Raw genomic sequence first — 26,558 nt, forward strand, 5'->3', positions numbered from 1 at the left:
TGAAATTCTTTTTTGGAGTGAAACTCGCTAAATTTCAAAGGCTTATCTTGCCGTCTCGCCGCGTTTTGCGTTGCCGCTCAAGCAGCGAGGGCGCGAACTATACGAGCCCATAATGGGCTTCGCAAGTACTTTTATGACAAAACTGTAAAAAAGATTTTTCGCGCCCGGAACGGTTAAATTTCGCTCACGCAACGCGGCTAAAAAGGTGGTACTTCTTCTTACCCAGGCGGACGATAAAGAAGCGTCCGTGCAAGGCCTTATCCGCAGTAAACACCGCTGCGGGATCAGCATTGACGTCCATACCGACACCAATGCCATTTACCAGTACCGCATTGCGCCCCAGCGCATCTTTGACCGGCTTGCCTGATGGCGCCATCCCGGCTTCAACCAGCAGCTGGATCAGACTCAGGTCACCAAAGGATTCCGGCAGGTCGGAGCTGGGCAGTCCATCCAGACGCAGCTGCTCCAGGTCGCTGGCGGACAGTTCGTCGATGGTTCCGGAGAACAGCGCCTCGGAGATACGCTCCGCGGCAGTCAGGCCTTCCTCACCGTGCACCAGGCGAGTCACCTCTTTTGCCAGGATACCCTGGGCTTCAGGGCGACCCGCGCGCTCGCTGTCAGCCTTTTCGATCTCGTCGATCGCATCCACGCTCAGGAAGGTGAAGTAGCGCAGGAACTTGTACACGTCCGCATCGGCAGTATTCAGCCAGAACTGGTAAAAGGCATAGGGCGAGGTGCGCTGGGGGTCCAGCCAGATGGTGCCGCTTTCGGTCTTGCCGAATTTGGTGCCATCCGCTTTGGTCACCAGCGGCAGGGTCAGGCCGAATACCTTCCCACGGTGCTGGCGACGGGTAAGGTCGACACCGCCGGTAATATTGCCCCACTGGTCAGAGCCGCCAATCTGCAGGGTGCAGTTGTGGCGCTTGTACAGTTCGGAGAAGTCCATGGACTGCAACAGAATGTAGGTGAACTCGGTAAAGGAGATGCCTTCCCCCTCACGCTGGATCCGCTGCTTGACGGATTCCTTGTTCACCATATTGTTGACCGAGAAGTGCTTGCCCACATCGCGCAGAAAGTCGAGCACGTTGAGGTCTTTGGTCCAATCCAGGTTGTTGACCACCAGCGCCGCATTATCCTTTGCGTCGAAATCCACAAACGCACTGACCTGGCGTTTGATTTTCTCAACCCAGTCGGAAACCACCTCGGGGGTATTGAGGGAGCGCTCCTGGGCTTTGAAGGAAGGGTCGCCAATCAGGCCGGTTGCGCCGCCAACCAGCGCAATCGGTTGATGACCTGCCGCCTGAAACCTCTTGAGAGTCAACAGCGGGACTAGACTGCCTATATGCAGGGAATCCGCAGTGGGATCAAAGCCGCAATACAGTGTGCGACTCTCTTCTGCCAGGTGCTGTTCCAGTTCGCCATCACCGGTGGCCTGATTGACCAGCCCGCGGCGCGTGAGATCTTCCAGCAGTGTCGCATCCACTCCGGCCATGGTATCCCCTTGCGATAAATTCAGATGTGCTCGAGACAACCCGCCAAACCACATTTGACGGGCAAAAATTGGGCTGCAAATGTACCGAATCCTGCGCTAAATACAAGCGGAGCCGTGCACTGGCGAGAAGCAGCCGGGTTTCGGCCCCACAACCGGATTTTGTGGCAGGGCAGAGGAACTGAATCATGGACAGACAGGTCAATTACCCCGTGAACCAGGGCGTGAATTTTGTTATAAAGTCGTCCCGGTGTTCGTTTTTTAGGCACAGTGACCGGAATCCAATTAAAACCAACGTCAGCGCTACCCTCGTTTAAGATCATGCAGAAACAACGCAACAACCCACGCCTGCTGGGCGCCCTGGGCAAGAATTTCCCTCGCACGCACGCTCTGGCAGCGGGTGCAGCCAGTTTTGCCCTGGCGCTGACGCTCTTTGTGTCTACCCCGGAAGTGGAGGCCAAGCGGACTTCGCTGGAGGTTTCCCTCAGTGCACCGGAAGATCTGGTGCAGACGGCGTCAGCCGAAGCCCCGGCACCTGCCGATGCACCACAGAGCGTCATGGAAGGACTGCGGGTGGTACAGGAAACCGTGCGCAATGGGGATACCCTGTCCGACCTGTTCCAGCGCGCCGGCATCAGCAGCGCCGAGATGTACCAGCTGCTGTCCAGTGGTAAAGAGGCAAAGCAGCTGGCCAAGCTGGTCCCCGGTGAGGAGCTGACATTCCAGATCGACGGCAAGGGCAGCCTGCAAAGCCTGGAGCTGCACCGCGATCGCCTGAGCAAGGTGGAATTCAGCCGCGATAACTCCGACCAGTACAAGTACGCCCTGCACCAGCGCGAAGCGGATAAGTACACCGCATTCCGACAGGCAAAGATTGAAAGCTCGCTGTTTGTGGACGGTACCAAGGCCGGCCTGAGCAACAACCTGATCATGGAGATGGCCGACATCTTCGGCTCGGATATCGACTTCGCACTGGATATCCGCAAGGGCGACAGTTTCAGCGTGATCTTTGACGAGAAGTTTCTCGACGGCGAAAAGATCGGTAACGGTTCAATTCAGGCGGTGACCTTCACCAACCAAGGCAAGACCTTCAGCGCGGTGCGCTACACCGACAGCAACGGTGACACCAATTACTACACTCCCGACGGCAAGAGCATGCGCAAAGCCTTTATCCGCACCCCGGTGGATATTGGCCGTATCAGCTCGCACTTCAACCCTCGCCGTTTGCACCCGATTTTCAAGACCCGCCGCCCGCACAACGGCACCGACTACGCAGCCCCGCGCGGCACCCCGGTGTACTCCGCCGGTGATGGCCGAGTCATCAAGGCCGGTTACAGCAAAGCCAACGGCAACTACGTGTTTATCCAGCACGGTGAGCGCTACATCACCCGCTACCTGCACCTGAACAAGAAGCGCGTGAAGCGTGGCCAGCGCGTCAAGCAGCGCCAGGTGATCGGCACTGTAGGCTCTACCGGTTACGCCACCGGCCCGCACCTTCACTATGAATTCCTGGTGGATGGCCATCACCGTAACCCTGCCACCATCGTGCGCAAGCTGCCCAAAGCGAAAGCCATTCCCAAGTCGGAGATGGCTCGCTTCCAGACCCAGACCCAGCCGCTGATGGCGCAGCTGGAACGCTTCGAGCAACCCGCACTGGCGCAGAACGGCGACGAGAAGGACTCCGTAAACTGAATGACGGACCTCTACATTGGCCTGATGTCGGGTACCAGCGTCGACTGTATCGATGCGGTATTGGCGGAGTTCTCCGAAGTTGACGGTGAGCTCCGCTGCCACACCCGGGCCGCCCTGGGGCACCCCATCTCAAACGAAATGCGCGAGGCAATACTCGCACTCTGCGCACCTGGCCCCTCGGAACTCGACCGAGCGGGGCAACTCGACCGGCGCCTGGGCGAGGAATTTGCCGCGGCCACCCTGGCGGTATTGCAAAAAGCCGGGGTAAAGCCGTCTGCGGTTAAGGCCATCGGCAGTCACGGGCAAACCGTGCGACACAGGCCCCCGGGTAGCGTTTCCACCCCCTTTTCCCTGCAACTCGGCGATCCCAACACCATCGCGGCACTGACCGGCATCACCACGGTGGCGGATTTCCGCCGCCGCGATATGGCGCTCGGCGGTCAAGGGGCACCGCTGATGCCCGCGTTCCACAACGCGGTATTCCGCACTGGTCGCGACCGCGCAGTGGTCAATATCGGCGGCATGGCAAATATCACCGAGCTGGCCGCCGACGGCCAGGTTCGCGGTTATGACACCGGTCCCGGCAACGCGCTGCTGGATTACTGGGTCAAACTGCACCTCGGCCAACCCTACGATGCCGACGGTGCGTGGGCGGCAAGTGGCGCCCCCCATCCCACACTGCTCAACCGCCTAATGGGAGATCCCTTTTTTGCCGCGCCGGCACCCAAGAGCACCGGACGGGAGGCTTTCAATCCCAGCTGGCTGGAACGTGCCAGCGCGGGGCTGGAGGTGCCCCCCGCCGACGTACAGGCGACGCTGGCGGAAGTTACCGCAGCCTCTATTGCCAACGGTGTGCGTGAATTTGCCCGCGGCGGCGAGCTACTGGTGTGCGGCGGCGGCGCTCGCAACAATGACCTGATGGAACGCCTGCGCAGACGCCTTCCCACCTGGTCGGTGACAGCTACAAACGAATACGGGATCGATGCGGACTGGGTAGAGGGAGCGGGTTTTGCGTGGCTGGCCCGTCAGACCATGCTGGGCCTGCACGGCAACTGCCCGGCAGTGACCGGCGCCGACAAAGAGACCGTGCTGGGCGGGATATACCCCGCCTGACGTCAGATCGCTGGCGCGGAATAGTCCGGGATTCAGATAGAGAAGGAAGATCCGCAGCCGCAGGTAGCGGACGCGTTGGGGTTCTGGACCACGAAGCGCGAGCCAGACAGCCCCTCTTCATAATCCACGCTCGCACCCACCAGATACGGGTAGCTCATGGCATCGACCAGGACCTGAATGCCGTCTTTTTCGACCACAGCATCATCCTCGGCCACCAGCTCATCGAAGGTAAAGCCATACTGGAAGCCGGAACAGCCGCCGCCAGTAACAAATACGCGCAGCTTGAGCTCCGGATTGCCTTCCTCTTCCAGCAGCCCTTTGACCTTGGCAACGGCCTTCTCGGTCACCTGAACGGGATCGGGAGAAAAGGAAACAGCTTCAGACATAAATCACTCTCGAAACGGGTTTACAGCCGTCGCCACGGAGGCGCGACTGCCCACTGCCGAATGACAGCGGTGCGGGCGCATTATGGGTAAACCCCAGCAAACAGGTCAAGTATTGCCAGTCTGAAGGGGTTTGACCAGTCGCGCCCGTCGCATTATTCCGCGTCGACGGTTACCTCTTCGGAATAACCCAGCATACGGGGCTCACTGGTGTTGTCGACTTCGACATTGGATACCAGGGAACCGTTGACCTGAGCGCCCTTGACCATTTCGATCAGCTTGTAGTGGACGTTGCCCTCAACGATCGCCTTGGATGCCAGCTCCAGGTGGCCGCTTGCGTGCACGTCACCCTTCACATTGCCGTTGACCACGACATTGGGTACACGGATTTCACCCTCAACCACACCGCCATCGACGATCTGCAGACGGGCATCACTGTCACTGTGCGCACATACGTTTCCGTTGACGCGACCTTCGATGACCAGATTACCGCGGAAGTGCAGGTCGCCGGTTACTTCAGTGTGACGCGCGATCAGGGTCGTATTGTTGCCACCAGTGCTAGCCATAGTTTTCTCTTTCTTTTTCAACATAATTCAACCAAAACCTCATGAATTGAGCGGAGCCTGGTCACTCCTTTGGTGCGCTGCTGCGCCCGCTTCAGCAATCAACTCTGCTGCACCAGCCAGCCGTAACGCTGGTCAATATTGAAACCTTTGCGCTTGCTGGATTTGAGCGACAGCTCGACGCCTTCAGGGACGAAGCCCTCCGGCAACTGTAGCTCTCCCTCGATATTCTGGAAGTACTTGAATCGCAGGGGGATAGACTCGCTCTCCACCTCCGACGAGAGGTCCGCCAGTGCGTACCGACGTGCCTCGCCATCCACCTGGCCGACGATGGTAAAGCGCACCGCACCGGTCACTACCTGGTGACGGGCGGCAGACTGCTGAACCAGCAACTTGTACTGATAGCGACGCTCACCCGCTTCGGAAATGCTGAAGCGGCCGATGGAGACCCCATCGCTCCCCTCTGAGGGTGCCATGATACCGCGGTAGAAGGAGATTTCCTGGCGCAATTCCGCAATCTGGTTTTCCTGTGCAATCAGCTCTGCACGCACAGACTCACTTGCCTGTTCGCCAATGGCCACGGACTGTTCGGCGGTGGCCGCACGCACCCGCAGGCTCTCTATCTCGGCGCGCAGACGATCGACTTCTTGCTGAGACTTAACGTGTGCACGGGTCTTCTGATCTAGGTTTTTGCTCAGCTGGTACTGGCCCGCAAAAAAGGCGCCGGCACTGGTAGACAGCACCAGCAGGGTCACCCCCAGCACAGAGAAAATGCCGTGGATGGGCCTGTGGGGCACCACCTTCATACGGTATTGCTTGCTGCCTTTAACTTTACGCGTCATGGATTCCGGATAGTGTCTTTTTGGTGTGGATTCTGTGTCGTGTATTTATCTATCGAGCCACTGCCAACGATTCTAAGGCAGCAGTGCCGGGCTCTCCAGCCCCTGGTTCTCATTTAAGCCAAACATGATATTCATATTTTGTATCGCCTGGGCAGAGGCTCCCTTGGCCAGGTTGTCGATGACCGATAAGACAACAACCGTATCGCGGCCCTGGGGTCTCACCACCGCCAGACGACACACGTTGGTGCCTTTCACGCTGCGGGTCTGCGGGTGGCTGCCGGCCGGCATCACATCCACAAACGGCTCGTCGCGGTAACGCTGCTCGAACAGCTGTTGCAGCGCCTCCTGGGTGGCCTCCGCGGCCGCCGGATTCTTCAGCTTGGCGTACATGGTGGCGTGGATACCGCGCACCATCGGCAACAGGTGCGGTACAAAGGTCAGATCCACGGCACCGCCAGCAGCGAGTCCCAGCCCCTGCTCGATTTCCGGCAGGTGACGATGCCCCGCGGCAGCGTAAGCGCGAAAGCTGTCGTTGTTCTCCGCAAACAGCAGATCGGTTTTGCCCTGGCGACCGGCGCCACTGGCACCACTGGCCGCATTGGCGATCAGCCCTGCGGGCTCCACCAGCCCCGCTTCCAACAGCGGGATCAGGCCCAGCTGGATGGCGGTGGGATAGCAGCCCGGGCAGGCGATCAGCTGGGCATCACCGATTTGCGCCCGGTTGACTTCCGGCAGGCCATACACCGCCTGCGCGGCCAGCTCGGGGCAGGCGTGCTCCTGTCCGTACCACTGCTCCCAGGTGGGGATATCCTGCAGACGGAAATCAGCGGACAGGTCGATGACCCGTACACCGCGCCCCACCAGCTCTGGCACCTGGGCCTGGGCCACACCGTGGGGCGTGGCAAAGAAAACCACATCGCAGGTCGCCAGCTCATCAACATCCGGGGCAGTGAATTTCAGATCGTAGTGACCGCGCAGGCTGGGGAAGAGTTCCGCGACCGGCGTGCCGGCTTCCGCACGGGAAGTAATCGCTCGCACCTCTACACCCGAGTGGCCCGACAGCAGGCGCAGCAATTCCACGCCGGTATACCCTGTTCCACCTACGATTGCCGCTTTGATGACGCTCACTTCTGTTCCTCGCTGATCACTGTCCTTGGCGGGGACCCCGCCGCCCTCTGCTGGCGGGCCATGTCCCCTGTATACTGAGCCGTGCACTCTACCATAAGCCATCGATTTTAAAGGACTAACCGTGCGGCGCCGCCAGCAGTCAGAACCCCAGGCCTTCTCCGCCCCCCTCCCCCATTCAAGCCGCGGCGGGCTGCTAGAGCGGGCGCGGACACAGTTATCCGCCCAGCAGGCGCTGTCCCTGCTGGTGCTACTGGCCCTGATCATCGGGGTCTGCGCGGGGCTGGTGGTCATCGGCTTCCGCCAGCTGAGCGAGGGTCCGGCGATCCTCTACCTTCCGCAACTGGAAGACTTTGAGTCACTCCCCCCCACATGGCGCTTTGCGCTACCACTGGGCGGCGCCCTGGTGCTCGGACTGATATTCCAGTGGGTCGCGCCGTCCGGACGTCCCACCGGGGTGGTGCACGTGCTCGACCGCCTGCACAACCACCAGGGCAAAATGCCGATCAAAAACGCCATTCTCCAGTTCCTGGGCGGCGCACTAGCGCTGCTCAGCGGCCAGTCGATCGGCCGCGAAGGCCCCTCGGTACATCTGGGAGCCGCCAGTGGCAGCTGGGTGGCGTACCGCCTGCGACTGCCCAACAACACCGCACGCACCCTGCTCGCTTGCGGTGTGGCCGCCGCCATTGCCGCCTCATTCAATACGCCGCTGGCGGGGGTGATCTTCGCCATGGAAGTGGTGATGCTGGAGTACACCGTGGCCGGGTTCCTGCCGGTGATGATTGCCGCGGTCAGTGGCAGCGCGGCAACACGCCTGGCGTTTGGCCACCAGGCTGCGTTCAGCGTTCCGGCCTCGCAGCTGGAATCCCTCGCCGAACTTCCGATTCTGTTTGTGTGTGCGCTGGTGATCGGCGCACTGGCTTCGCTGTTTATCGTCAGCCAGCGCCGTCTGGTGCCGCTGCAGCAGAAGCATTCGCCGATCTTGCGATTCCTGCTCGCGGGCGCAGCCACCGGTCTGCTGGCCCTGTGGGTACCGGAAATCCTCGGCACCGGTTACGACACCCTCGAGCTGGCCATGCTCGGGCAACTGGGTATTGCCGCACTGTCCGCCATTGTCCTCGCCAAACTTACCGCCACGGCCCTGGCCACGGGCCTGGGGATTCCCGGCGGCGTTATCGGCCCGAGCCTGATCCTGGGGGCCTGTATCGGCGGCGCCGGCGGTCACCTGGCGAACCTGTGGCTGGGCGCGGCCACCGCTAGCCCCGGGCTCTATGCGATGGTGGGGATGGCGGCAATGATGGCGGCGCTACTCAATGCTCCGCTCGCCGCGCTGCTGGCGATCCTTGAGCTTACCTACAACCCCAATGTGCTGTTTCCCGGCATGATGACCATCGTGGTAGCCTGCCTGGTCAGCCGCCAGCTGTTTTCCTGCGAGGGTATTTATCAGGAATCCCTGCGCGCACTGGGTAAAAGCGGCACCCCCAGCTGGCGCGCACAGCTACTTAGCCGGGTGGGAGTCGCCAGCGTGATGGAGCGTGCCGTAGCGGTCACCCCCCAGAGAATGGAGCGAACCCATGCCGAGCGACTGATCGAGCAGCAGCCCGCGTGGCTGCTGATTGGCGGTGTCGATACTCCGCAGGCACTGCGCACGGCTGACCTCGCCAATTTCCTGCAGCGCCCGCAAAAAGAACCGGAAGCGGAGGGCGCCCCTCCCAAGGAAGAGGAAAAAGTCGATCTGCTGCGTCTGCCCGGCGAGCGCCTGCAACTGGCGCCGCTCAGTTGGCGCGCCACCCTGCTGGAGGCCCAGGAGCAGCTGGAAAGGCACGGCGCCGACGCGCTGTATATTGGCCGCGACTACGATCAGGGCAACCCGGGTGTACTGAATAGCGACGTGGCGGGTATTATCCTGCCGCAGCATATCGAGCACTACTATCGGCAGTAACCGCCCGCGGTGATGGCCAGCGACATATTCAAAATAACTACGCAGACCGGACCAGATTCCGGATAAGGAGCTTCAATGCTTTGGGTCAAGGCTTTTCATATCGTCTCCATGGTGTGCTGGTTCGCCGCCCTGTTTTACCTGCCGCGCCTGTTCGTGTACCACGTGGACGCCACCGACGCACTCAGCAAAGACCGCTTCTGTATCATGGAGCGGCGCCTGTATCGCGGCATCGCCATTCCCTCGATGATCGCCACCATCGTGTTTGGCGTCTGGCTCTTCAGCTTTAACCCACGCTATTACGAAACTGCCGGCTGGATGCATGCCAAACTTACCCTGGTGATCCTGCTGATCGGCTATCACCATATCTGCGGCAGCTATGTGAAGAAATTTGCCGCCGGCACCATCACCAAAAGCGGCCGCTTTTTCCGCATTTTCAATGAGCTACCGGTACTGGTTCTGCTGGCGATTGTGATCCTCGCAGTGGTTCGGCCGTTCTGATCTCACGGGTCAGGGGCGCACCAGGACACCCAAGCGCCCCGTGCCCGGCCGATGGCGAGGCTAGAATAACTACATCGATCTTCAGGTCCTGAACGGTTATGGATACACGCCAGCCCATCATTCTCACCGTCACCCACCACGACCCCAGCGGCAGCGCGGGAATCACTGCAGATACGGAAACTGCTGCCAGCCTCGGCTGCCACTGCACCTCGGTGGTGTCGGCAATTACCGTGGGTGACACCCGCGACCTGGCCGGCGTTGCGCCGGTAGACGATAGCCTGCTGGTGGAACAGGCCCGCGCGGTACTCGAAGACATGCCAGTGGCGGCCATCAAGATCGGCTACCTGGGCTCGGTAGAAAATGTGCACGCGCTGCACAGCGTGCTGCGCGATTACCCGGACATTCCGCTGATCATCGACCCCGATGCGACCCTCGCGGACAAAGAGAGCCTGCTGGCACCGCCGCTGTGGCGAGCCATGTGCGACCTGCTGTTACCCCTAGCCACCCTGGTGGCGCCAAACCGTCGTGAAGCCCGCGCCATGGCAGGAGAAGCGGACGTGCACGATGCCCAGGCTCAGGAATTACTGGAAAGCGGCTGTCGCTACCTGCTGCTCACCGGCGTACCGGCGGCGGACCAGCAACTGGAAAACCGCCTGTACGAAACCCGCGGACTGATACGTGAATTCCGCTGGCAGCGTTTGCCGCCGGCGGCCTATGGCGTTTGCGGCACTCTGACCACTGCAATCGCCTGCCATATTGCCCACGGCCTCAATATTCTCGAGGCAGTGAACCGCAGTCAGCAGTTCACCTGGAGCGCAATCGCCGGCAGCCGTCGCCTGGGTATGGGTCGCCCGGTGCCAAACCGCCTGTTCTGGACCTGCAAGGACTGACGGCGAAGGCCGCGGCTCAGCGCCTAATCTCACCTCTACTGCCAATCCGGGCCTCCTGGATTGATTTCTGTTGCGCAAACCGCGTCAGCGTTTGCGGCAAGCGGCGGCGGTGAAGATAATACGCGCAACTTTCCATTCCATTTTGATCCCTTCTTTCAATCCAACCCGGTTCCCGAAAAGCTATGAGCAAGTCCGAATCCCTCTTCGCCGACGCCCAAAAGGTCATTCCCGGTGGTGTCAATTCACCGGTACGCGCATTCCGCGCGGTAGGCGGCACGCCCGTATTTATCGAGCGCGCCGAGGGCGCCTACCTCTACGACGCCGATGAAAAACGCTATATCGACTATGTGCAGTCCTGGGGACCGATGGTGTTGGGTCACGCGCACCCGGACGTGATCGACGCGGTGGTTGAGCAGGCCCAGTCCGGCCTGAGCTTTGGCGCGCCGACCGAACTGGAAACTGAACTGGCGGAAGAACTGTGCCGGGTATGGCCGAATATGGACCTGGTGCGCTTTGTAAACTCCGGTACCGAAGCCACCATGAGCGCGATCCGCCTGGCCCGCGGCTACACCGGCCGCGACAAGATCGTAAAATTCGAAGGCTGCTATCACGGCCACTCCGACTCCCTGCTGGTAAAAGCAGGCTCCGGCGCCCTGACCATGGGCGTGCCGTCCTCCCCCGGCGTACCTGCCTCGCTGGCAGACCACACCATTACCCTGACCTACAACGATATCGAGGGTGTGAAAAAGTGCTTCGCCGAAATTGGCGATCAGATCGCCTGTATCATCGTCGAGCCAGTGGCGGGCAATATGAACTGCATCCCGCCGGTACCGGGCTTCCTGGAAGCACTGCGTGAAGTGTGCGATCAGTCCGGTGCGGTGCTGATCCTGGATGAGGTGATGACCGGTTTCCGCGTCAGCCTGACCGGCGCCCAGGGCCACTTCGGTATCGAGGCGGACATCACCACCCTGGGCAAGGTGATCGGCGGCGGTATGCCGGTAGGTGCCTTCGGCGGCAAACGCGAGATCATGGAGCAGATTGCACCGCTGGGCCCGGTGTATCAGGCGGGTACCCTGTCGGGTAACCCGATGGCGATGGTTGCCGGCCTGGAAACCCTGCAGCTGATTCAGGAGCCGGGCCTCTACGACGCCCTGACCGAGAAAACCGACCGTCTGGTAGACGGGGTTCTGGCCGCGGCAAAAGAAGCGGGTATTCCGCTTACCGCCAACAAGGTAGGCAGTATGTTCGGTTTCTTCTTTACCGATGCGGATCAGGTGACCAATTACCAGCAGGTTATGGCCTGCGATACCGAGCGTTTCAATCGCTTCTTCCACGGCATGCTGGAGGAAGGGGTCTACCTGGCACCGGCATCTTACGAAGCCGGCTTTATGTCCGCCGCGCACAGCGACGAGGATATCGAAGCCACCATCGCTGCGGCGCGCAAGGTGTTTGCACGCTTGAAATAAACACGTCGCGAACCTCTTATCCGCCGGACTTTCCGACCTCGTCGAAAATTCAGGGCGAAGGCGCTGATACCGGGTGTGGTCTTGCGAGACCGTCTGCGGCCAGGACGGCCGCAGCCGAGCCTCCAGGGATGGGTTGAGGGGGGGCGCCTAGCTCGTGTATCGCAAGACCACACCCGGTAGCAGCGCCGCCACCAACCTGTCCGAACTCCACCAGCCCCCATTACTTGCCAGGGCTAGCGTTCTGTCATATAAAAATGTATACATTTTTTAAAGAGTATACATTGTGCAGCGATCCCTCTGGGCGGATACCAGCCTGTCCTCCGTCAGCGCCGGCTTTGTTGCGGTACTGGTGGGGTTTGCCAGCTCCGTTGCGATTGTCCTGCAGGCCGCCGCGGCTGCGGATGCCAGCGAGGCAGAAATGGTTTCCTGGATCGGTGCCCTCGGGCTCGGTATGGGCATCACCTGTATCGCCTTCTCCTGGTACTACCGCGCGCCGGTCATCACCGCCTGGTCCACCCCCGGAGCGGCGCTGCTGGCCACCAGCCTGGCCGGGGTTTCCATGGCAGAAGCGATCGGTGCCTTCCTGTTCAGTGCGGTACTGACCCTGTTACTGGGACTCTCCGGGGCTTTCGAGCGGGTGATGTCACGGGTGCCGCTGCCCATTGCCAGCGCCATGCTGGCGGGGATCCTGCTGCAGTTCGGCCTGTCGGTATTCACCTCGCTCGAGGCCAATCCGGTGCTGGTGGGCTGTATGCTGCTCACTTACCTCACATGCCGGCGCTGGCTGCCGCGCTATGCCATCATCCTCGTTTTATTCGCTGGCTTTGCTGCCAGCTGGGGACTGGGACAGGTGCGCCCCGAACAACTCAGTTGGGCATTGAGCCGGCCGGTGTGGGTGACACCGGTGTTCAATCCCGCGGTTTTGCTGGGTGTTGGGTTACCGCTGTTTATTGTCACCATGACCTCGCAGAATATTCCCGGTGTCGCCACCCTGCGCGCCAGCGGCTACCAGAAGGTTCCGGTTTCCCCGGTTATCAGCGGCACCGGTCTCACCTCACTGCTGCTGACGCCGTTCGGCGGTTTTGCTTTTAATCTGGCCGCCATCTCCGCCGCCATCTGTACCGGCCCCGAGGCCCACCCGGATCCGGAGCGACGCTACACCGCCGGTATCGCGGCCGGCGTTTTCTATTTACTGGCTGGCCTGTTCGGTGCCAGCGTGGTGGCGCTGTTCAGCGCTTTTCCGCAGGCGATGATCGCCACCGTTGCCGGACTGGCGCTGCTCGGCACCATCGGCAGTAGCCTGGCGGGTGCCAGCAGCGACAGCGACGGTCGCGAGGCCGCACTGGTTACCCTGCTGATCACCGCCTCCGGGGTCAGCTACCTGGGTATCGGCGCCGCCTTCTGGGGACTCGCGGGCGGGCTGATCTGTCACCGGTTGCTCCACAGGAAAAACTGAAATGGGCCTGTACCAAAGACTGAAATCAGACTTGCAGCAGGGACGCTTTGCCCCGGGCACGGTGCTCAAACAGACGGAGCTGGCCGAGCAGTACGATGTAAGCCGGATTCCGGTGCGGGATGCGCTCGCGCGACTGAAAAATGAAGGCTGGCTGACGGGACACGGTAAACGCGGCGTTGCGGTACCGCGGTTCGATCCGCTGGAAGTGGAAGACCTCTACCTGATGCGCATGCGTCTGGAGCCGTTACTGCAGGAGCTCGCCATACCGCATTTAAATGGGGAAATCCTTGGCCGTGCGCGAGATTACCTCGATGCGATGCAAGCATCAGCGCAACCGTTACAAACGCAGCCCCCGGAAATCAGCGCCACGGAAATCGGCGCACTCAACTGGCAATTTCACACCTGCTTGTACCGTCCCGCCAATCGCCCCACCCTGTTCGCCGCAGTGGAACAGCTGCACCTTCAGTGCGAGCGCTATATCGGTTTCCAGTCCCGCAGCCTCGATTACCAGGCCACCAGTCAGCGGGAGCACTACGAACTGCTGGACCTGTTGCAAAACGGTGATGGCAAAGCGGCGACCGCACTGCTTGAGCAGCATATTGCCGCGGCCGGCCGCGCGCTCGTCGAACACCTTCGCAGTGACGGCAGCGCCGAGTGAAGCTAAACCGCGAGCGCCGCCATGATTAGCAGCCCCAGACAACAGAAGAAACCGGAGAACCAGCACAGGGAGCGTGCGGCTGCCCAGTCTTTCAGATAGCAGATCCCGTAGAGAATCCGGGTGGCAATAAAGATCAGCGAAAGTCGCGCTAACCACTGCTCGTCGACACCCGCCGCGATGGCCGCAAACACCCCCGCGATAAATGCCGGCAATATCTCGAAACTGTTGCGCTGAGCCCAGTCCGCACGCCGCGACAGTCCGGACTGCTTTTCCAGAAATGCGCGCGGCGACCGGTTGTTGTACCTTCCCTCTGCGGTGGCTTTGGCGATGGCAGCAAATGTGGGCGGCATCAAAATCGCCACCAGCAGACACCAAAAGGCAACAGACATCAGAACCACTCCCGTTTTGTTATGATTGCGCCAGCTTAGTCGCCGCCCAGAGTGCGCGCCAACCCCTATCTACCAGCCGGAGTGACCATTCATGAGTATCAGCCTTCACCGCGGCGCTTACCCCCATTCCCGTCCGCGCCGCCTGCGTGCCAGCGAGTTCTCTCGCCGCCTGGTGCGGGAAAACCGGTTAACCACCGATGACCTGATCCTGCCCCTGTTTGTTATCGAAGGCCGCGGGGAGACCCAGCAAATTGCCTCAATGCCCGGTGTCGAGCGGCTGACCGTAGATCTGCTCACCGCAAAAGCCAAAGAACTGGTAAACCTCGGAATCCCCGCGGTTGCGCTGTTCCCGGTAGTCGACCCATCTGCCAAGTCCGACGATGCTCGTGCAGCCTTTGCCCCGGATGGCCTGGCACAGCGTGCCGTGCGCGCACTGAAAGAGGCTGCACCGGAACTGGGTGTGATTACCGACGTGGCGCTGGACCCGTTCACCAGTCACGGCCAGGACGGGCTGATGAACAGTGAAGGGTATATCGTCAACGACGACACCGTGGAGGTACTGGTACAGCAAGCGCTGTCACACGCCCAGGCGGGCGCCGATGTGGTGGCGCCATCGGACATGATGGACGGGCGTATCGGCGCCATCCGTGAGGCGCTGGAGCGCGACGGCCACGTAAACACCCAGATCATGTCCTACGCGGCGAAATATGCCTCCGCCTACTACGGCCCGTTCCGCGATGCCGTGGGTTCTGCAGGCAATCTGAAGGGCGCCAACAAATTCAGCTACCAGATGGATCCGGCCAACGGTGACGAGGCGCTGCACGAGTGCGCGCTGGACCTGCAGGAAGGTGCGGACATGATCATGGTGAAGCCGGGCATGCCATACCTGGATGTGGTGCGCCGGGTGAAGGACGAGCTCAAGGTACCGACCTTTGCCTATCAGGTCAGCGGTGAGTACGCCATGCACTGTGCGGCGTTCGATAATGGCTGGCTCAATCGGGAAGCGGTAATTCTCGAATCCCTGCTGGCATTCAAGCGCGCCGGTGCCGATGGGGTGCTGACCTACTTTGCGGAAGAAGCCGCCAAGCTGTTACAGGCGGGCTGAGGAAATCGGGCCGGCAAAACCGGCCCGTATAAATCTTTTCTGTCAGGCGATCACTGGTCGCCCTTGCCACCGCGCCGGAACAGTTTGAACAGTGCGCCAAAGGCCAGTGGAATCAGTATCCAGGCCTTTTTCAGAAACAGCAGCAAACCGGCTAACAGTCCGGTTTTGGCCAACACCTTGCCGGTTACCAGTGCACCGAGGCCATAGGCCGCCACTTTATCGATTTCTGGATCAAACTCCTCATAGCGATAGCCGGGATTAAAACTCGTCATTGCCAGCACTGCATCACGACTCTGTTTGATATCCTCCAACTGCGACATACCGGCAATAAAATTGAGCACCAGCACACCTTTGCGCCCAAGCACGCGGATGTTGTAGTTCAGCGTGTTGCTCTCCATTTCGCCAAAAGCCAGCTCTTTGGCCCAATAGAGTTTTTTCTGCTCGGTATCGTAATAAGGTCGCTCCGCCCACCCCACCAGGCTGATGGACTCATAGCCGTTTTCTACCCGGTACGCACTTTCTTCACGCGTTGAAGCCTGCATATCCTGCAACAGTTCGCTGTAGTCTATTTCCGCAGCATCGTCATCACGGATATAGCCCTCCTCGCTGTACTCGATAGTTACTCCCCAGGAATCACCATCAAACGGTGTGACATCCATCGGGAACAGCATTCCAAGGCCCAACTCGCCCTCCGGGTTGCCCCAGATCTCCTCCAAGACCACTTTGCTGTCTTCAGGATTCAGGTAGTAAAAAGAATCGGGAACCTCAAGGCTGGCGACACCTCCGGGCAACTCTACAGTGCCCGTGCGCCGTTCCATGCCGTCCCAGGTTTGCTGCGCCCACGCAATGTACTGTTGCTGCTCCTCGCTTAATTGTGGCTCTGCAGCCACCTCATTCGCGTCCTGTATCTGAGCCTGCGCCCCCAGGCACAGCAGCGCCAGTATCAGGCTCGCGATACCGGCCAACGATGCCGAATAAAATGAACGATTCATGGTTCCCCCCGAGTGTTTTTATGTTGTTTATGCTTTGTCGATTTAAGTATTAGCGAAGATCAGAGCAATCGCGCCCACGCCGCAGGATCGGTGAACAGGACAAATAGCAGACCGGTCACCGCCCCCCAGAAATGTGCGTCGTGATTAATACGGCTGTTTTTGTCGCGACTGGCATATACGCTGTACGCCAGATACAGCACGCCAAACAGCCACGCCGGCAACGGAATGGGCAGAAATAGCAGATAGAGTTCGGACTGCGGGTAATAGACGATATAGGCAAATACCACTGCGGATATCGCGCCGGAGGCACCTACACTCGCGTAGTTCGGGTTCTCATGCTCTTTAAATAGCGTTGGAATATGGCTCAACACCAGAGCCAGGGAATACAGCAGAATAAACAGGGTTCCGCCAATGCGGTGCGCCAATTCCTGGCCGAACAGCCAAAGGCACCACATGTTTACCGCAAGATGCAGCAGGTTCGCGTGTACAAACCCCGCCAGGTAAATGGAATCCCGGTTTTTTCCCCGCCAAACCCGATAGGGCCGGAAGGCGCACTCTTGCAACAGGCGCGGGGAGAGATACAGCGCAGCGAGGCTCACCGCCGTGGTCACCAGCAGCAGAATGGTCGTCGGGGTCAGTAATGACTGCAGGGAAGTGGTCTCGGCGGACAATGGCGGCGTCCTGTTCGCAATACGACGGTTAGATGGACAGCCATGCTACACCGGTTTCGCGCAGGGGTTTAGTCTGACGCCATTACACGACATTACAGCATCGAATTAGTTAGTCCGGACTTTGAGGCTCCCGACTAAATTAATCCCGCCATCTCTGACAGATGCGGGATCAAACCGCCGCGCACTGTCGAATCAGGTTGTGGTAAATGTGATGGAGCCGATCCAGTTCGGCTCGGTCCACCTGCCCCTGGCGCAACAGAGTCTGGATACTCTGGTCCAGTTCGAATAGCGTCTGACGCATAGCGCCATCAGCCACCATGCTCTGCATCCAGGTAATGGCGGCAATGCGCTGGCCCGCGGTGACCGCGGTTACCTTGTGCAGGCTGCTGGACGGATACACCACGGCGGAACCGGCGGCCAACTTTACCCGCTGCTCGCCAAACTCCGTCGCAATCACCAGCTCTCCGCCCGCATATTCATCCGGCTCGTTCAGAAACAGCGTCATCGACATATCGCTGCGCAGTACTTCAGCGGAACCGGGAATGCGCATGATGGCCCCGTCCACATGCCAGCCGTATTCCTCGGTCTCGCCGTAGCGATTGAAGACCGGCGGAAAGATGCGGTGTGGCAGTGCAGCGGAAACCAGCCGCGGGGTTTCGCCCATGCGTGCCAGCAGCTGATTGGCCAGCTGCTGGACGCCCGGGTTGGCCGGGTCGGCCTGATGGTTGTTCTTCACATCTGCCGCCATCCCCATGGCCGTCCCTTTGCCGTCGGCCCAGGGCAGCGACAGCAACACCTCGCGGAATCTGGCCACTTCCTGTGGCGCGAGCAGATTTTCAATTACAACCATCGGCCTAACCTCTCGAGATAAATTCTCGATTTGCAGATTTAACTTACAGGCTAAAGCTACCCGTTCAACAATCCCGTCAGAACTCGTAGGTGGCAGTAGCGCGTACGCTGCGACCGTCACCCAGGTACATGAAGGATCCGGAACGGTATGCCGCTGTCCAGTACTCCTCGTCCAGCAGGTTGCCGATATTTGCGCGCAGGGTCAGCTTTTCTGTCGCATTGAAGTTCGCAAACAGGCCGACCACCTGGTAGCTGGGCACCACGATACCGTATTCGCCGGTTTCCTGGTTGTAGCCCGCCGCGGTATCCGGCTGGCCGCCGTACATTTTGCTCTGGTAGCTGTAATCGCCACCGAAGGCAAAGCGCTCATTTGGCTGGTAGCGCAGCTGGAAGGTGTAGCTGTTGTCCGCGAAGTTACTCAGCGCCAGGCCGATGTTGTCTTCGTTGAAGGAGTCCAGTACCTCGGAGTCCATCAGTGTGGCCGACGCCTGCACACTCAGTTTGTCGGTGATATCACCACTCAGGCCAAACTCCACACCCTGTACCCGGTTTTCGCCGGTGTTGAGGGTGCCCAGGGTTGAGTAGCTGTCGCCGACACTTTCCATGACATCACTTTTGGTCATGCGGAACACTGCTGCCGTGGCCATCAGCTTGTCATCAAACAGCATCCACTTGGTGCCGAGCTCGAGGTTTTCCACCAGCTCCGGGTCCGCTTCCACCGCCTGCTCCGGGGAGCCACACAGGCCGCCGTAACCGCAGTTGGCTCCCAGGTCAGATTCCCCACCATTGATGTTGGTGGCGGTGCTGTAACTCACGTAGACGTTACCGTTTTCCGCCACATCGAACACCAGACCGAGGTGGCCGTTGTACATGGAGTCGGAGTAGGCGTACAGCTGATCACCACCGCGACCGCTGGTAGCGTTGCTGTAGTCGAAACGGTCCTGACGCAGGCCGAAGAACAGATCCAGTGAATCGGTAACCGCAACGGTGTCCATCACATAGGCGGAGACAGTCTCGATATCGTAAAGCGCATCGGCGCTGCCGCGACTGTAGCTGCGCCCCATCAGACCGCTCACGTTACCCACCTGATTGCCACTGGCATCGATGACACAATAGGAAGAGGAAACACCACCGCGACCGTTGGTCAAACAGTTGCCCTCATTGCCGTACGCAATATCGAATACACCGTTGTCCACAGACTCATCGGTGAACTCAAGTCCAAATACCAGCTTGTGTTCACGGCCCAGCAGCTGGGCGTCCCAGAACAGGTTGAACTGGGAAGTGGTGTAGTCCACTTCCTGCCAGCCCTGATGCGTACTCAGGGTCATGGTGGCGGCGCCCGGCGCGATCGGGTCTTCGTCCGCACGGTTGGTACTACGCAGGCCCGTGGTGATATAGCCATTCTCCGTCTGCCCCGTTCGGGTGGCGTTGAAAAAACGCACGCTGTCGGAGAACTGGTATTCCGTACGCAGAGTCAAAGTGGTCACCTCGGAGTCCAGGAAGTCGTTGTCCTGGGCATACACGAGGATATCTTCGATGGGCGCGCGTGCATCGCGGTCAAACACGCTACCCAGATCTGGTCTGTCGTGAGCGTCGAGATAATAGGCATCGGCAACAAACGACAGTTTTTCAGATGCCTGGAATAATCCGGATAGCTGCAGGCCGTCGCGCTCGCGCTCGATACCCTCGCGCCCGGGTTTATCCTCCTGGGAAGACAGGCCGTTGATACGCAGGGCCAGCGCATCGCTCAGGGACAGGTTGTAGTCCACGGTAAAGCGCCGGTGATCATCGGTACCACCGGCGAGGTCCACGCGCCCGAAGTTGTATTCAGTAGAGGCTTTCTTGGTGATGCTGTTGACCGCACCGCCGGAAGATCCGCGACCGGCAAAGGTAGAGCTCGGCCCCTTGGTGATCTCCACACGCTCAGTGGCAAAACTTTCCCGGGTCGTCATGCCCGGATCGCGCAGGCCGTCGACAAATACATCGCTGCGCGCTTCATGGCCGCGGATGATATAGCGGTCACCGAAGGCATTACCGTTTTCACCGGTACCCAGGGTCACGCCGGACTGCGCGGCGAGAATATCCTCCAGATCGGTTTTACCGGACTCCTGAATCTGGTCCAGGGTCAGGACACTGATGGTCTGTGGGGTATCCACCAGGTCTGCGACACGGCGAGGATCGCCTGAGCGGTCGTAGCGGTACACAGAGTTGCGCACCCCGTGAATCTCAATATGTTCCAACGAAGAATTACCGGCTTCGGTAACGCAGGACTTGTCGTCCTTCTCTTTGCAGGCGGCTTCCTGCTCTGCAGCGATAGCGGCGTGTGAACCGAAGGCGAGCGCTGCGGCGATGGTCTGCGCCCCCATGGAAAGCGGCAAGGACTTGATACGTGATCCTGACATTATCTGTTTCTCCCTAGATGACCGATTCGTCGGCGCGAAGTATAGGGAGCATTGAGAAAAAGTAAATATAAATGCGAACTATTCGCATAGGCGAATGCGAAACTGCGAAGCGTAAGTACCTGGGTCCAGGAGAGAACCCGCGAAAAGCATCCCCCAATGACGGGATAAAACCGAAAACCTTGCGAATAATGAGAGGAAAGGGGGATGAAGAAACTAAGCCAAGCTGCGCCGGAGAGGCCGGCGGCTAAAACATCGCTAGCGCGAAGCAGACATCCAGATGCCCGCGGACGCGGGCCCGTAAAGCAGGCTTCAGATAACACCCAGCGCCAGGCAGTGAGTAATCAGCTGGCCGGAGTTTCGGCAATTGGCCTTGCGCAGGATGTTCTTGCGGTGGTTCTTCACGGTATGCACAGAGATGTTCAGCTGCTCGGCGATCTCGACACTGGTGGCGCCGGCGGCGATCTGCGTCAGGACTTGCAGCTCACGGGTACTGAACTTTTTCGTCGCAGACTGCGCCGGCTTGTCCACCACCACCAACTGAGATCTCCCCGGACAACCCGCTGCAGTTTCCGGCAAGCTGTTCTGATCCCTGTTGTGACCACTCCGCTGACCACTAGCCGAAATCGGTGCCGATATCGCATTAGCCTCCGATTCCTGTGAGCGCGATTCCCGTGCCCCCGAATCCCGTCCGCCGACAAGCAATTCCGCCAACCCAGTCCCAAGCATAATTCCCCCTTTTCCCTGAGAATCCCCAGCTCCCTGACCGCGAAATACAGTCGGGAACCTTTGTCGCAATTTTGTCGCCGGGAATTTAGCTAGGAAGAGCCACGGGTGTCTTTGAAAGGTTTTGAATCTTTTTGAAACGCCCGTATCACGGGGCTCACAGGGGAGCGCCCCGATTGTGACAAGAGGATCAGGGAGACGGAGCAGAAGGCCGGGAGTCCGCGTCCGGCAGGCCGAAAATCGGTAAAACCAGGCCGAACAGTTCGTCCGCAGCCACCGCAACACCATTGCCGCCCCGCTGGCGCACCAGCTTGCGCTGGGAATCTGAGGGCATGATGGTGTAAAGGAAGTAAGGGGTACTGTCCTGTCGCGCGCGCATCCGCTCCATCAACTTGAAGCCGGCCAGCGGTTCCCCGCCCCGGCCCATATCGGAAATCACCGCATCGTAGCGGTACATGGACAGCAGCGTCAGGGCGTCATCGGTATTGGTTGCCAGATAGACGGCGATCCGCAGGGATTCGAAATGTGCGCGCTCGGCGAGGTTGTTGTCGGGGTTGTCGTCCACCCACAGAATCCTGCCGCGGACATCCGGCGCTTCGCCAATGACCAGGGGGGCACCGTCATCCGGGATCCGTCGTGCAGTAACCAGGTATACCAGCAGCGCGGTCACCAGCACCAGCAGCCCCATGCCGATCCACAGGCGCCAGAAATACGCTGCGGGTCGGGCCGCGGCGAAAGATGACGGGGAACAAGTTCGGTCGGGGGCGGGTGCGCTATCCAGAGCGGCCGGGTCGCCGACTGGCGCATTGCTGTCGCTATCAGATCCGGCAGTCTCAGGGGTATCACCCTGTTGTGGCGAAGAGCTGCGGACCTCCCGCAACTGCTCAGCGAGCTCCGGTGAAAGCCGGTAACCGCGTCCGTGCAAGGTCTGGATCAGCGGCCCCTCATACCCAAGCTCGCGAAACAGCTTGCGGGTGTCGGAAACCAGTCGCCCCAGGGACCAGTGGGAAACCACGGTGTTGGGCCACAGATCTTCCAGCAGCACGGCCCGTTCGCAGCACTCGGGAAAGCCTGCGATCAGCAATGAGAGCAGCTGCAATTGCCGCGCTTCCGCAGCCACTGGCTCTCCGTCAGCGGTCAGGTATAGCTGCTCTGTATCCAGAACGTACTTGTCAAAACGGTACTGCATCGCACTAGATTCAGGAAATGGGAATCATTTTCGGTGCGAAAGTATGCCCCCCGCCCCGACAAAGTTCCAGTCCCTGACTCTACGGCCACTGATCCGGCTCTTCCGGCGACCAGGGCTGCGCCTCCTCTACCGGCGCGCCGCGATCTGGCTGCGCCTGCTCCCGTTGCATGCGCTCCTCCAGTATTCGGCGCTCTTCCTGTGCCCGGCGCTCCTCTTCAAGATAGCGCTGCTCCTGAATTCGGCCGGATTCCTGCAGCCGGCGCAAACGCTCTTCCTCAGACTGTGGCACAGGCTGCTGTTGCAGCTCCGGATCGAGTTCTTCCTGGGGAACCGACTGACGCTCCCGCTCCAGTTGCTCACGCAATTGCTGCTCGCGCTGGCGCTGCTGCTGTTCCCGCCGCTGTTGCTCAGGATCTATGCCCCAGCCCGGCGTCATATCCTCGCGGGGCGCCACATCTTCTTCCTTGTCATCGTCAAACCAGTTGCGGAACCAGCCGCGGCGCTGGCAGCGCGGATCTGTCTGCAGCCTGCTCTCCACCGACACCGGCAACTCGCGCCCGCCCTGACAGTTGCGCGGGTCCATATACTGACCATCGCGATTCAGCGGTTTCCACTCGACCCCGCGCGGCGCCTGGATGCGCCCGTGGCGGTGCGGCAGCTTGCGCATGATGTCGGTCCACACCGTCAGGGCGCCGGTAGCGCCGGTGAGACTGGTGCGCTCGTTGTCGTCGCGGCCCAGCCATACCACCGCTGTCACTCCCGGGCTGAAGCCGGCAAACCAGCTGTCGCGATAGTCGTTGGTGGTACCGGTCTTGCCGGCAAACGGCACACTGTTGGGCAGGCGCCGGTAGGCGCTCTTGCCGGTGCCCTCGCGCATGACCTGCTCCAGCGCGTAGCGCAGCAGATAGGCGGGCACCTCTTCCACCCCGCGACTGGACTTGGGCCGGAAGCGCTGCACCTGCTCGCCATCGGCGTCAGACACCGCCAGCAATGTGCGCGGCTCCACGTGCTCGCCGCCGTTGGCCAGGGTCTGGTACATGCCCGCGACTTCAAAGGGAGTCATCTCCACCGCACCGAGAAACAGGGAGGGCACCCGCGGCAGACTCGCCTGCACCCCCAGGCGACGAATGGTCTGACGCACGTTTTCGATGCCGAGATCCAGCCCCAAGCGCGCGGTGGCCTGGTTGTAGGAGCGGGACAGGGCCACATACAGCGGCACCAGCCCGTGGCTGCGATTATTGAAGTTGGCCGGCATCCACACCTGCCCATCGGGGGCTTCCTCGCGGATCGGGGCGTCGTCAATCAGGGTGCCGAGGTTGTACTGGTGCGCCCGCTCCAGCGCTGTGAGATATACCGCCGGCTTGATCAGCGAGCCCACCTGGCGGCGCGCCTCCAGAGCACGGTTGAAGCCCGGGTAATGGGGACGGCGGTCGCCCACCATCGCGAGCACATTGCCGCTGTGATTTTCCAGCACCACCGTGGCCCCCTGCAGGGAGTCCTCCTTGAGGCCGCGGTCTTTTTCAAGGCGGTCGGCGCCCTGGCTCACCGCGTCTTCGGCCAGTTTCTGCACCGAGGGCGCCAGGGTGGTGTAGACCCGCAGGCCGGCGGTACGCAGTTCTTCCACGGAGTAATAGGGGCGCAGTTCTTCCAGCAGGCGCTCGGTGAACGCCGGGTAGGGGTTCTGCGCGGTGGCGCCGGCAGACGCCACTTCCAGCGGTTTCTTGCGCAGGCGATCGTGCTGCTCCTCGCTGATCAGGCCCTGCTCGAACATCACGTCCAGCACCGTGTTGCGCCGCTCCAGGGCCCGCTCCGGATTGCGCCACGGATTGTAATAGGAGGCGCCCTTGGCAAGGCCGACCAGCAGCGCAATCTGATGGGGCTCGAGCTGGTTCAGAGGCTTCTGGAAATAAAACTCGGAGGCCAGCCCGAAGCCGTAAATCGCCCGGCTGCCCTGTTGCCCCAGCCACACCTCGTTGATGTACTCCTGCAGGATATAGGCCTTGTCGTAATGGACCTCCATCAGGATGGCCATCAGCGCTTCGTTGAATTTTCGCCACAGGCTCGGCTTGTGGTCGAAAAAGATATTTTTCACCAGCTGCTGAGTGATGGTGGAGCCGCCCTGCACCACACCGCCGGCCTTGAAGTTGGCCACCATGGCACGCGCAATCCCGCGGGGAGAGACCCCGAAGTGATGCACAAAATCCTGGTCCTCTACCGCGATCAGGGTGGCGCCGAGCAGCGGCGGGATCTCCTCGATACGCACTGGCGTGCGGTCGTCGCCACCACCGAGCAGGGTGCCGATGGGCGCGGCGTCCAGGCGGAATTCCTTGAGTCGCTCACCGGTCTCGCTGCGCAAATTGGTCAGCTCGTCGTTGCGCAGGCGAAACAGGACCTGCTCCGCCGGCTCGCGCTTGTCCGCGTGGATAAAGTCCCGCCGCCACACGCGGTATTCCATCCCCTCGCGCTGCCACTGCCCCGGCTCTTCGATGGCCGGCATCTTCTTGTAATTGAGCGCAGCAAATTCGGACGCAAGTTCGTCCGGGCGCATCACCATACCTTCCTTGAGTATCAGCGGGCGCGCGTAAACCCTGGCGGGCAGCTGGTACTGACGGCTGTCCAGTCGCTCGCGCAACTGCACATCCAGCCACACCATATACCCGGCAAGCACCAGCACGCCGAGCAGGGCCAGCAGGCTGAGGCGCTTGATCCAGCGGCGCAGACGCCCGGGACGGCCTTTTCTGTTTGCAGTTTTCGCTTTGGTGCGGCGCTTGTTTGGTGGCATATGGATTCAGATAGATTGGTTACTTAACTTTGAAAGGCTGTGGCTTCCCACTAACGCCGCGGGCCAAATCAGGGCCGCAGGGTATGGGCACAACAACGTCTTTTATAGCCGGCATTTATAAGGTCACTTCTGTACAAGTCAAACCCAACGGGTCACACAATGGCCCTGCCGGCCCGCACTTGCACTTACCCCGCCGCCCGCCATAATGCGCCCAGCGCCCGCAAACCGGGCCGACTGAAACGAATTTAGCCAGCAGCAATGGATCCCCTATGCACCAGTACGACCTCTACGGCATCGGCGCCGCCCTTCTCGATACGGAAATTGAAGTGTCCGACAGCGACCTGCAGTCACTGGGCGTCGACAAGGGAGTCATGACGCTGGTAGATGACGCTCGCCAGGAACAACTGGTCGAGGATCTCAAAAACCATATGGTCACTGCCAGCCACGCCTGTGGCGGCTCCGGTGCCAACACCGTTATCGCCGCCAGTTACTTTGGCCTCGACACCTTTTATTCCTGCAAGGTGGCGGATGACGACAACGGCGACTTTTACCGCGACAATCTCGCCGCCGCCGGCGTCGGCTACCCGAAGGCTCTGCACAATGCCGCCAGCGGCGTTACCGGCAAATGCCTGGTGCTGATCACCCCGGACGCCGAGCGCAGCATGAATACCTACCTGGGCATCAGTGCTGAACTGTCGGTCAACGAGCTCGACAGCGAAGCCCTGGAAAAATCCCGCTGGGCCTATATCGAGGGTTACCTGGTTTCCTCACCCACCGGCCGCGCCGCCGCCATCGCTCTGCGCGAGCAGTCGCAAGCGGCCGGCGTAAAAACCGCCCTGAGCCTATCCGACCCCATGATGGTGCAACTGTTCCACGACGGGCTGAAAGAAATGCTTGGCGATGGCGTCGACCTGCTGTTCTGCAACCGTGAGGAAGCCCTCAAGTTCTGTCACACGGAATCCCTGGAAGAAGCGGCGCAAGCGCTGCGCGATCACTGCGGCGCCTTCGCCATTACCCTCGGCGCCGACGGTGCGCTGCTGTGGGATGGCGAGCAGGAACACCGCGTGTCCTCCCCCAAAGTGGAAGCCATCGACACCAATGGTGCCGGCGATATGTTTGCGGGCGCATTCCTGTTCGGAATCAATCGCGGTATGGGCTTTGCGGAGGCGGGAGAACTTGCCTGCCGCGCGGCGGCACAGGTCGTGAGTCAGTATGGACCGAGATTGCGTCCGGAGCAGCACGCAGAACTTCTGGAGCAAGTGGCAAACGCCTGAATCACATCCAGGAAAATGTGAAAAATCTGCCGACAGGAATAGAGTGCACGGGGACGGGGCTGGCG

Annotated in this window: 23 protein-coding genes; 10 read left to right on the top strand and 13 right to left on the bottom strand. The window is 60.4% G+C overall.

What is annotated here, in order from left to right:
* Positions 1-184: 184 nt before the first annotated feature.
* Positions 185-1,492, bottom strand: a complete 1,308-nt coding sequence (tyrS, locus tag ACONT6_RS15160) for a tyrosine--tRNA ligase (RefSeq protein ID WP_428819274.1) — start codon at positions 1,490-1,492, stop codon at positions 185-187.
* Between the two features lie 318 nt (positions 1,493-1,810).
* Here tyrS and ACONT6_RS15165 point away from each other — a divergent pair, with 318 nt between their 5' ends.
* Both ACONT6_RS15165 and ACONT6_RS15170 read left to right on the top strand, forming a co-directional pair.
* Positions 1,811-3,181: a peptidoglycan DD-metalloendopeptidase family protein gene (locus ACONT6_RS15165; RefSeq protein ID WP_428819275.1), complete on the top strand. Its 1,371-nt coding sequence runs from the start codon at positions 1,811-1,813 to the stop codon at positions 3,179-3,181.
* A complete protein-coding gene (locus tag ACONT6_RS15170; RefSeq protein WP_428819276.1) occupies positions 3,182-4,294 on the top strand; it encodes an anhydro-N-acetylmuramic acid kinase in 1,113 nt (370 codons plus the stop codon).
* A 32-nt stretch (positions 4,295-4,326) separates the two neighbouring features.
* Here ACONT6_RS15170 and erpA read toward each other — a convergent pair whose 3' ends face one another.
* From erpA to argC, 4 genes are all read right to left on the bottom strand, one after another.
* Complete coding sequence (gene erpA, locus ACONT6_RS15175; protein WP_078083188.1) at positions 4,327-4,680, bottom strand: iron-sulfur cluster insertion protein ErpA; 354 nt, start codon at positions 4,678-4,680, stop codon at positions 4,327-4,329.
* Positions 4,681-4,832: 152 nt separating this feature from the next.
* Entirely contained in the window at positions 4,833-5,243 is a 411-nt protein-coding gene (locus ACONT6_RS15180; protein WP_428819277.1) for a bactofilin family protein, read from the bottom strand.
* 98 nt (positions 5,244-5,341) lie between these two features.
* Positions 5,342-6,082, bottom strand: a complete 741-nt coding sequence (locus ACONT6_RS15185) for a DUF6776 family protein (RefSeq protein ID WP_428819278.1) — start codon at positions 6,080-6,082, stop codon at positions 5,342-5,344.
* A gap of 72 nt (positions 6,083-6,154) precedes the next feature.
* Complete coding sequence (gene argC / locus ACONT6_RS15190; protein ID WP_428819279.1) at positions 6,155-7,210, bottom strand: N-acetyl-gamma-glutamyl-phosphate reductase; 1,056 nt, start codon at positions 7,208-7,210, stop codon at positions 6,155-6,157.
* Between the two features lie 121 nt (positions 7,211-7,331).
* Between argC and ACONT6_RS15195 the strand changes: the two genes are divergently transcribed.
* From ACONT6_RS15195 to ACONT6_RS15220, 6 genes are all read left to right on the top strand, one after another.
* A complete protein-coding gene (locus ACONT6_RS15195) occupies positions 7,332-9,149 on the top strand; it encodes a chloride channel protein (RefSeq protein ID WP_428819280.1) in 1,818 nt (605 codons plus the stop codon).
* Between the two features lie 75 nt (positions 9,150-9,224).
* Positions 9,225-9,647: a protoporphyrinogen oxidase HemJ gene (hemJ, locus tag ACONT6_RS15200; RefSeq protein WP_428819281.1), complete on the top strand. Its 423-nt coding sequence runs from the start codon at positions 9,225-9,227 to the stop codon at positions 9,645-9,647.
* 98 nt (positions 9,648-9,745) lie between these two features.
* Positions 9,746-10,537: a bifunctional hydroxymethylpyrimidine kinase/phosphomethylpyrimidine kinase gene (gene thiD / locus ACONT6_RS15205; protein ID WP_428819282.1), complete on the top strand. Its 792-nt coding sequence runs from the start codon at positions 9,746-9,748 to the stop codon at positions 10,535-10,537.
* 182 nt (positions 10,538-10,719) lie between these two features.
* On the top strand, positions 10,720-12,003 hold the full coding sequence (gene hemL / locus ACONT6_RS15210; RefSeq protein ID WP_428819283.1) for a glutamate-1-semialdehyde 2,1-aminomutase: 1,284 nt from the start codon (positions 10,720-10,722) through the stop codon (positions 12,001-12,003).
* A gap of 283 nt (positions 12,004-12,286) precedes the next feature.
* Entirely contained in the window at positions 12,287-13,459 is a 1,173-nt protein-coding gene (locus ACONT6_RS15215; protein WP_428819284.1) for a benzoate/H(+) symporter BenE family transporter, read from the top strand.
* A 1-nt stretch (position 13,460) separates the two neighbouring features.
* A complete protein-coding gene (locus ACONT6_RS15220; protein WP_428819285.1) occupies positions 13,461-14,117 on the top strand; it encodes a GntR family transcriptional regulator in 657 nt (218 codons plus the stop codon).
* A 2-nt stretch (positions 14,118-14,119) separates the two neighbouring features.
* Here the strand turns inward: ACONT6_RS15220 and ACONT6_RS15225 are convergent, their stop codons facing one another.
* On the bottom strand, positions 14,120-14,506 hold the full coding sequence (locus tag ACONT6_RS15225; protein ID WP_078083760.1) for an MAPEG family protein: 387 nt from the start codon (positions 14,504-14,506) through the stop codon (positions 14,120-14,122).
* Positions 14,507-14,597: 91 nt separating this feature from the next.
* On the opposite strand from ACONT6_RS15225, the gene hemB reads away from it, so the two are divergent.
* On the top strand, positions 14,598-15,611 hold the full coding sequence (hemB, locus tag ACONT6_RS15230; protein WP_428819286.1) for a porphobilinogen synthase: 1,014 nt from the start codon (positions 14,598-14,600) through the stop codon (positions 15,609-15,611).
* A 50-nt stretch (positions 15,612-15,661) separates the two neighbouring features.
* Here the strand turns inward: hemB and ACONT6_RS15235 are convergent, their stop codons facing one another.
* The 7 genes from ACONT6_RS15235 to mrcB form a co-directional block, all read right to left on the bottom strand.
* Positions 15,662-16,603: a DUF2167 domain-containing protein gene (locus ACONT6_RS15235; RefSeq protein WP_428819287.1), complete on the bottom strand. Its 942-nt coding sequence runs from the start codon at positions 16,601-16,603 to the stop codon at positions 15,662-15,664.
* A gap of 59 nt (positions 16,604-16,662) precedes the next feature.
* Positions 16,663-17,274 carry a rhomboid family intramembrane serine protease gene (locus ACONT6_RS15240; protein ID WP_428819288.1) on the bottom strand — a complete coding sequence of 204 codons (612 nt, stop codon included), beginning with the start codon at positions 17,272-17,274 and terminating at the stop codon, positions 16,663-16,665.
* A 169-nt stretch (positions 17,275-17,443) separates the two neighbouring features.
* On the bottom strand, positions 17,444-18,124 hold the full coding sequence (locus ACONT6_RS15245; RefSeq protein ID WP_428819289.1) for a Fe2+-dependent dioxygenase: 681 nt from the start codon (positions 18,122-18,124) through the stop codon (positions 17,444-17,446).
* A gap of 76 nt (positions 18,125-18,200) precedes the next feature.
* Complete coding sequence (locus tag ACONT6_RS15250; protein WP_428819290.1) at positions 18,201-20,525, bottom strand: TonB-dependent receptor; 2,325 nt, start codon at positions 20,523-20,525, stop codon at positions 18,201-18,203.
* 309 nt (positions 20,526-20,834) lie between these two features.
* Positions 20,835-21,101: a response regulator transcription factor gene (locus ACONT6_RS15255; RefSeq protein ID WP_428819291.1), complete on the bottom strand. Its 267-nt coding sequence runs from the start codon at positions 21,099-21,101 to the stop codon at positions 20,835-20,837.
* Between the two features lie 337 nt (positions 21,102-21,438).
* Positions 21,439-22,437: a winged helix-turn-helix domain-containing protein gene (locus ACONT6_RS15260; protein WP_428819292.1), complete on the bottom strand. Its 999-nt coding sequence runs from the start codon at positions 22,435-22,437 to the stop codon at positions 21,439-21,441.
* Positions 22,438-22,516: 79 nt separating this feature from the next.
* On the bottom strand, positions 22,517-25,219 hold the full coding sequence (gene mrcB, locus ACONT6_RS15265; protein ID WP_428819293.1) for a penicillin-binding protein 1B: 2,703 nt from the start codon (positions 25,217-25,219) through the stop codon (positions 22,517-22,519).
* Between the two features lie 269 nt (positions 25,220-25,488).
* Between mrcB and ACONT6_RS15270 the strand changes: the two genes are divergently transcribed.
* Entirely contained in the window at positions 25,489-26,493 is a 1,005-nt protein-coding gene (locus ACONT6_RS15270) for an adenosine kinase (protein ID WP_428819294.1), read from the top strand.
* Positions 26,494-26,558: the final 65 nt, after the last annotated feature.

Origin of the sequence: Microbulbifer sp. MCCC 1A16149, from assembly GCF_050368945.1 — a bacterium.
In the GTDB taxonomy this organism is placed as follows: Bacteria; Pseudomonadota; Gammaproteobacteria; order Pseudomonadales; family Cellvibrionaceae; genus Microbulbifer.

Coding starts and splice junctions, on each gene's coding strand:
- tyrS (WP_428819274.1), bottom strand. CDS start 1,492: ATGGCCGGAGTGGATGCGACACTGCTGGAAGATCTCACGCGCCGCGGG.
- ACONT6_RS15165 (WP_428819275.1), top strand. CDS start 1,811: ATGCAGAAACAACGCAACAACCCACGCCTGCTGGGCGCCCTGGGCAAG.
- ACONT6_RS15170 (WP_428819276.1), top strand. CDS start 3,182: ATGACGGACCTCTACATTGGCCTGATGTCGGGTACCAGCGTCGACTGT.
- erpA (WP_078083188.1), bottom strand. CDS start 4,680: ATGTCTGAAGCTGTTTCCTTTTCTCCCGATCCCGTTCAGGTGACCGAG.
- ACONT6_RS15180 (WP_428819277.1), bottom strand. CDS start 5,243: ATGGCTAGCACTGGTGGCAACAATACGACCCTGATCGCGCGTCACACT.
- ACONT6_RS15185 (WP_428819278.1), bottom strand. CDS start 6,082: ATGACGCGTAAAGTTAAAGGCAGCAAGCAATACCGTATGAAGGTGGTG.
- hemJ (WP_428819281.1), top strand. CDS start 9,225: ATGCTTTGGGTCAAGGCTTTTCATATCGTCTCCATGGTGTGCTGGTTC.
- thiD (WP_428819282.1), top strand. CDS start 9,746: ATGGATACACGCCAGCCCATCATTCTCACCGTCACCCACCACGACCCC.
- hemL (WP_428819283.1), top strand. CDS start 10,720: ATGAGCAAGTCCGAATCCCTCTTCGCCGACGCCCAAAAGGTCATTCCC.
- ACONT6_RS15220 (WP_428819285.1), top strand. CDS start 13,461: ATGGGCCTGTACCAAAGACTGAAATCAGACTTGCAGCAGGGACGCTTT.
- ACONT6_RS15225 (WP_078083760.1), bottom strand. CDS start 14,506: ATGTCTGTTGCCTTTTGGTGTCTGCTGGTGGCGATTTTGATGCCGCCC.
- hemB (WP_428819286.1), top strand. CDS start 14,598: ATGAGTATCAGCCTTCACCGCGGCGCTTACCCCCATTCCCGTCCGCGC.
- ACONT6_RS15235 (WP_428819287.1), bottom strand. CDS start 16,603: ATGAATCGTTCATTTTATTCGGCATCGTTGGCCGGTATCGCGAGCCTG.
- ACONT6_RS15245 (WP_428819289.1), bottom strand. CDS start 18,124: ATGGTTGTAATTGAAAATCTGCTCGCGCCACAGGAAGTGGCCAGATTC.
- ACONT6_RS15250 (WP_428819290.1), bottom strand. CDS start 20,525: ATGTCAGGATCACGTATCAAGTCCTTGCCGCTTTCCATGGGGGCGCAG.
- ACONT6_RS15260 (WP_428819292.1), bottom strand. CDS start 22,437: ATGCAGTACCGTTTTGACAAGTACGTTCTGGATACAGAGCAGCTATAC.
- mrcB (WP_428819293.1), bottom strand. CDS start 25,219: ATGCCACCAAACAAGCGCCGCACCAAAGCGAAAACTGCAAACAGAAAA.
- ACONT6_RS15270 (WP_428819294.1), top strand. CDS start 25,489: ATGCACCAGTACGACCTCTACGGCATCGGCGCCGCCCTTCTCGATACG.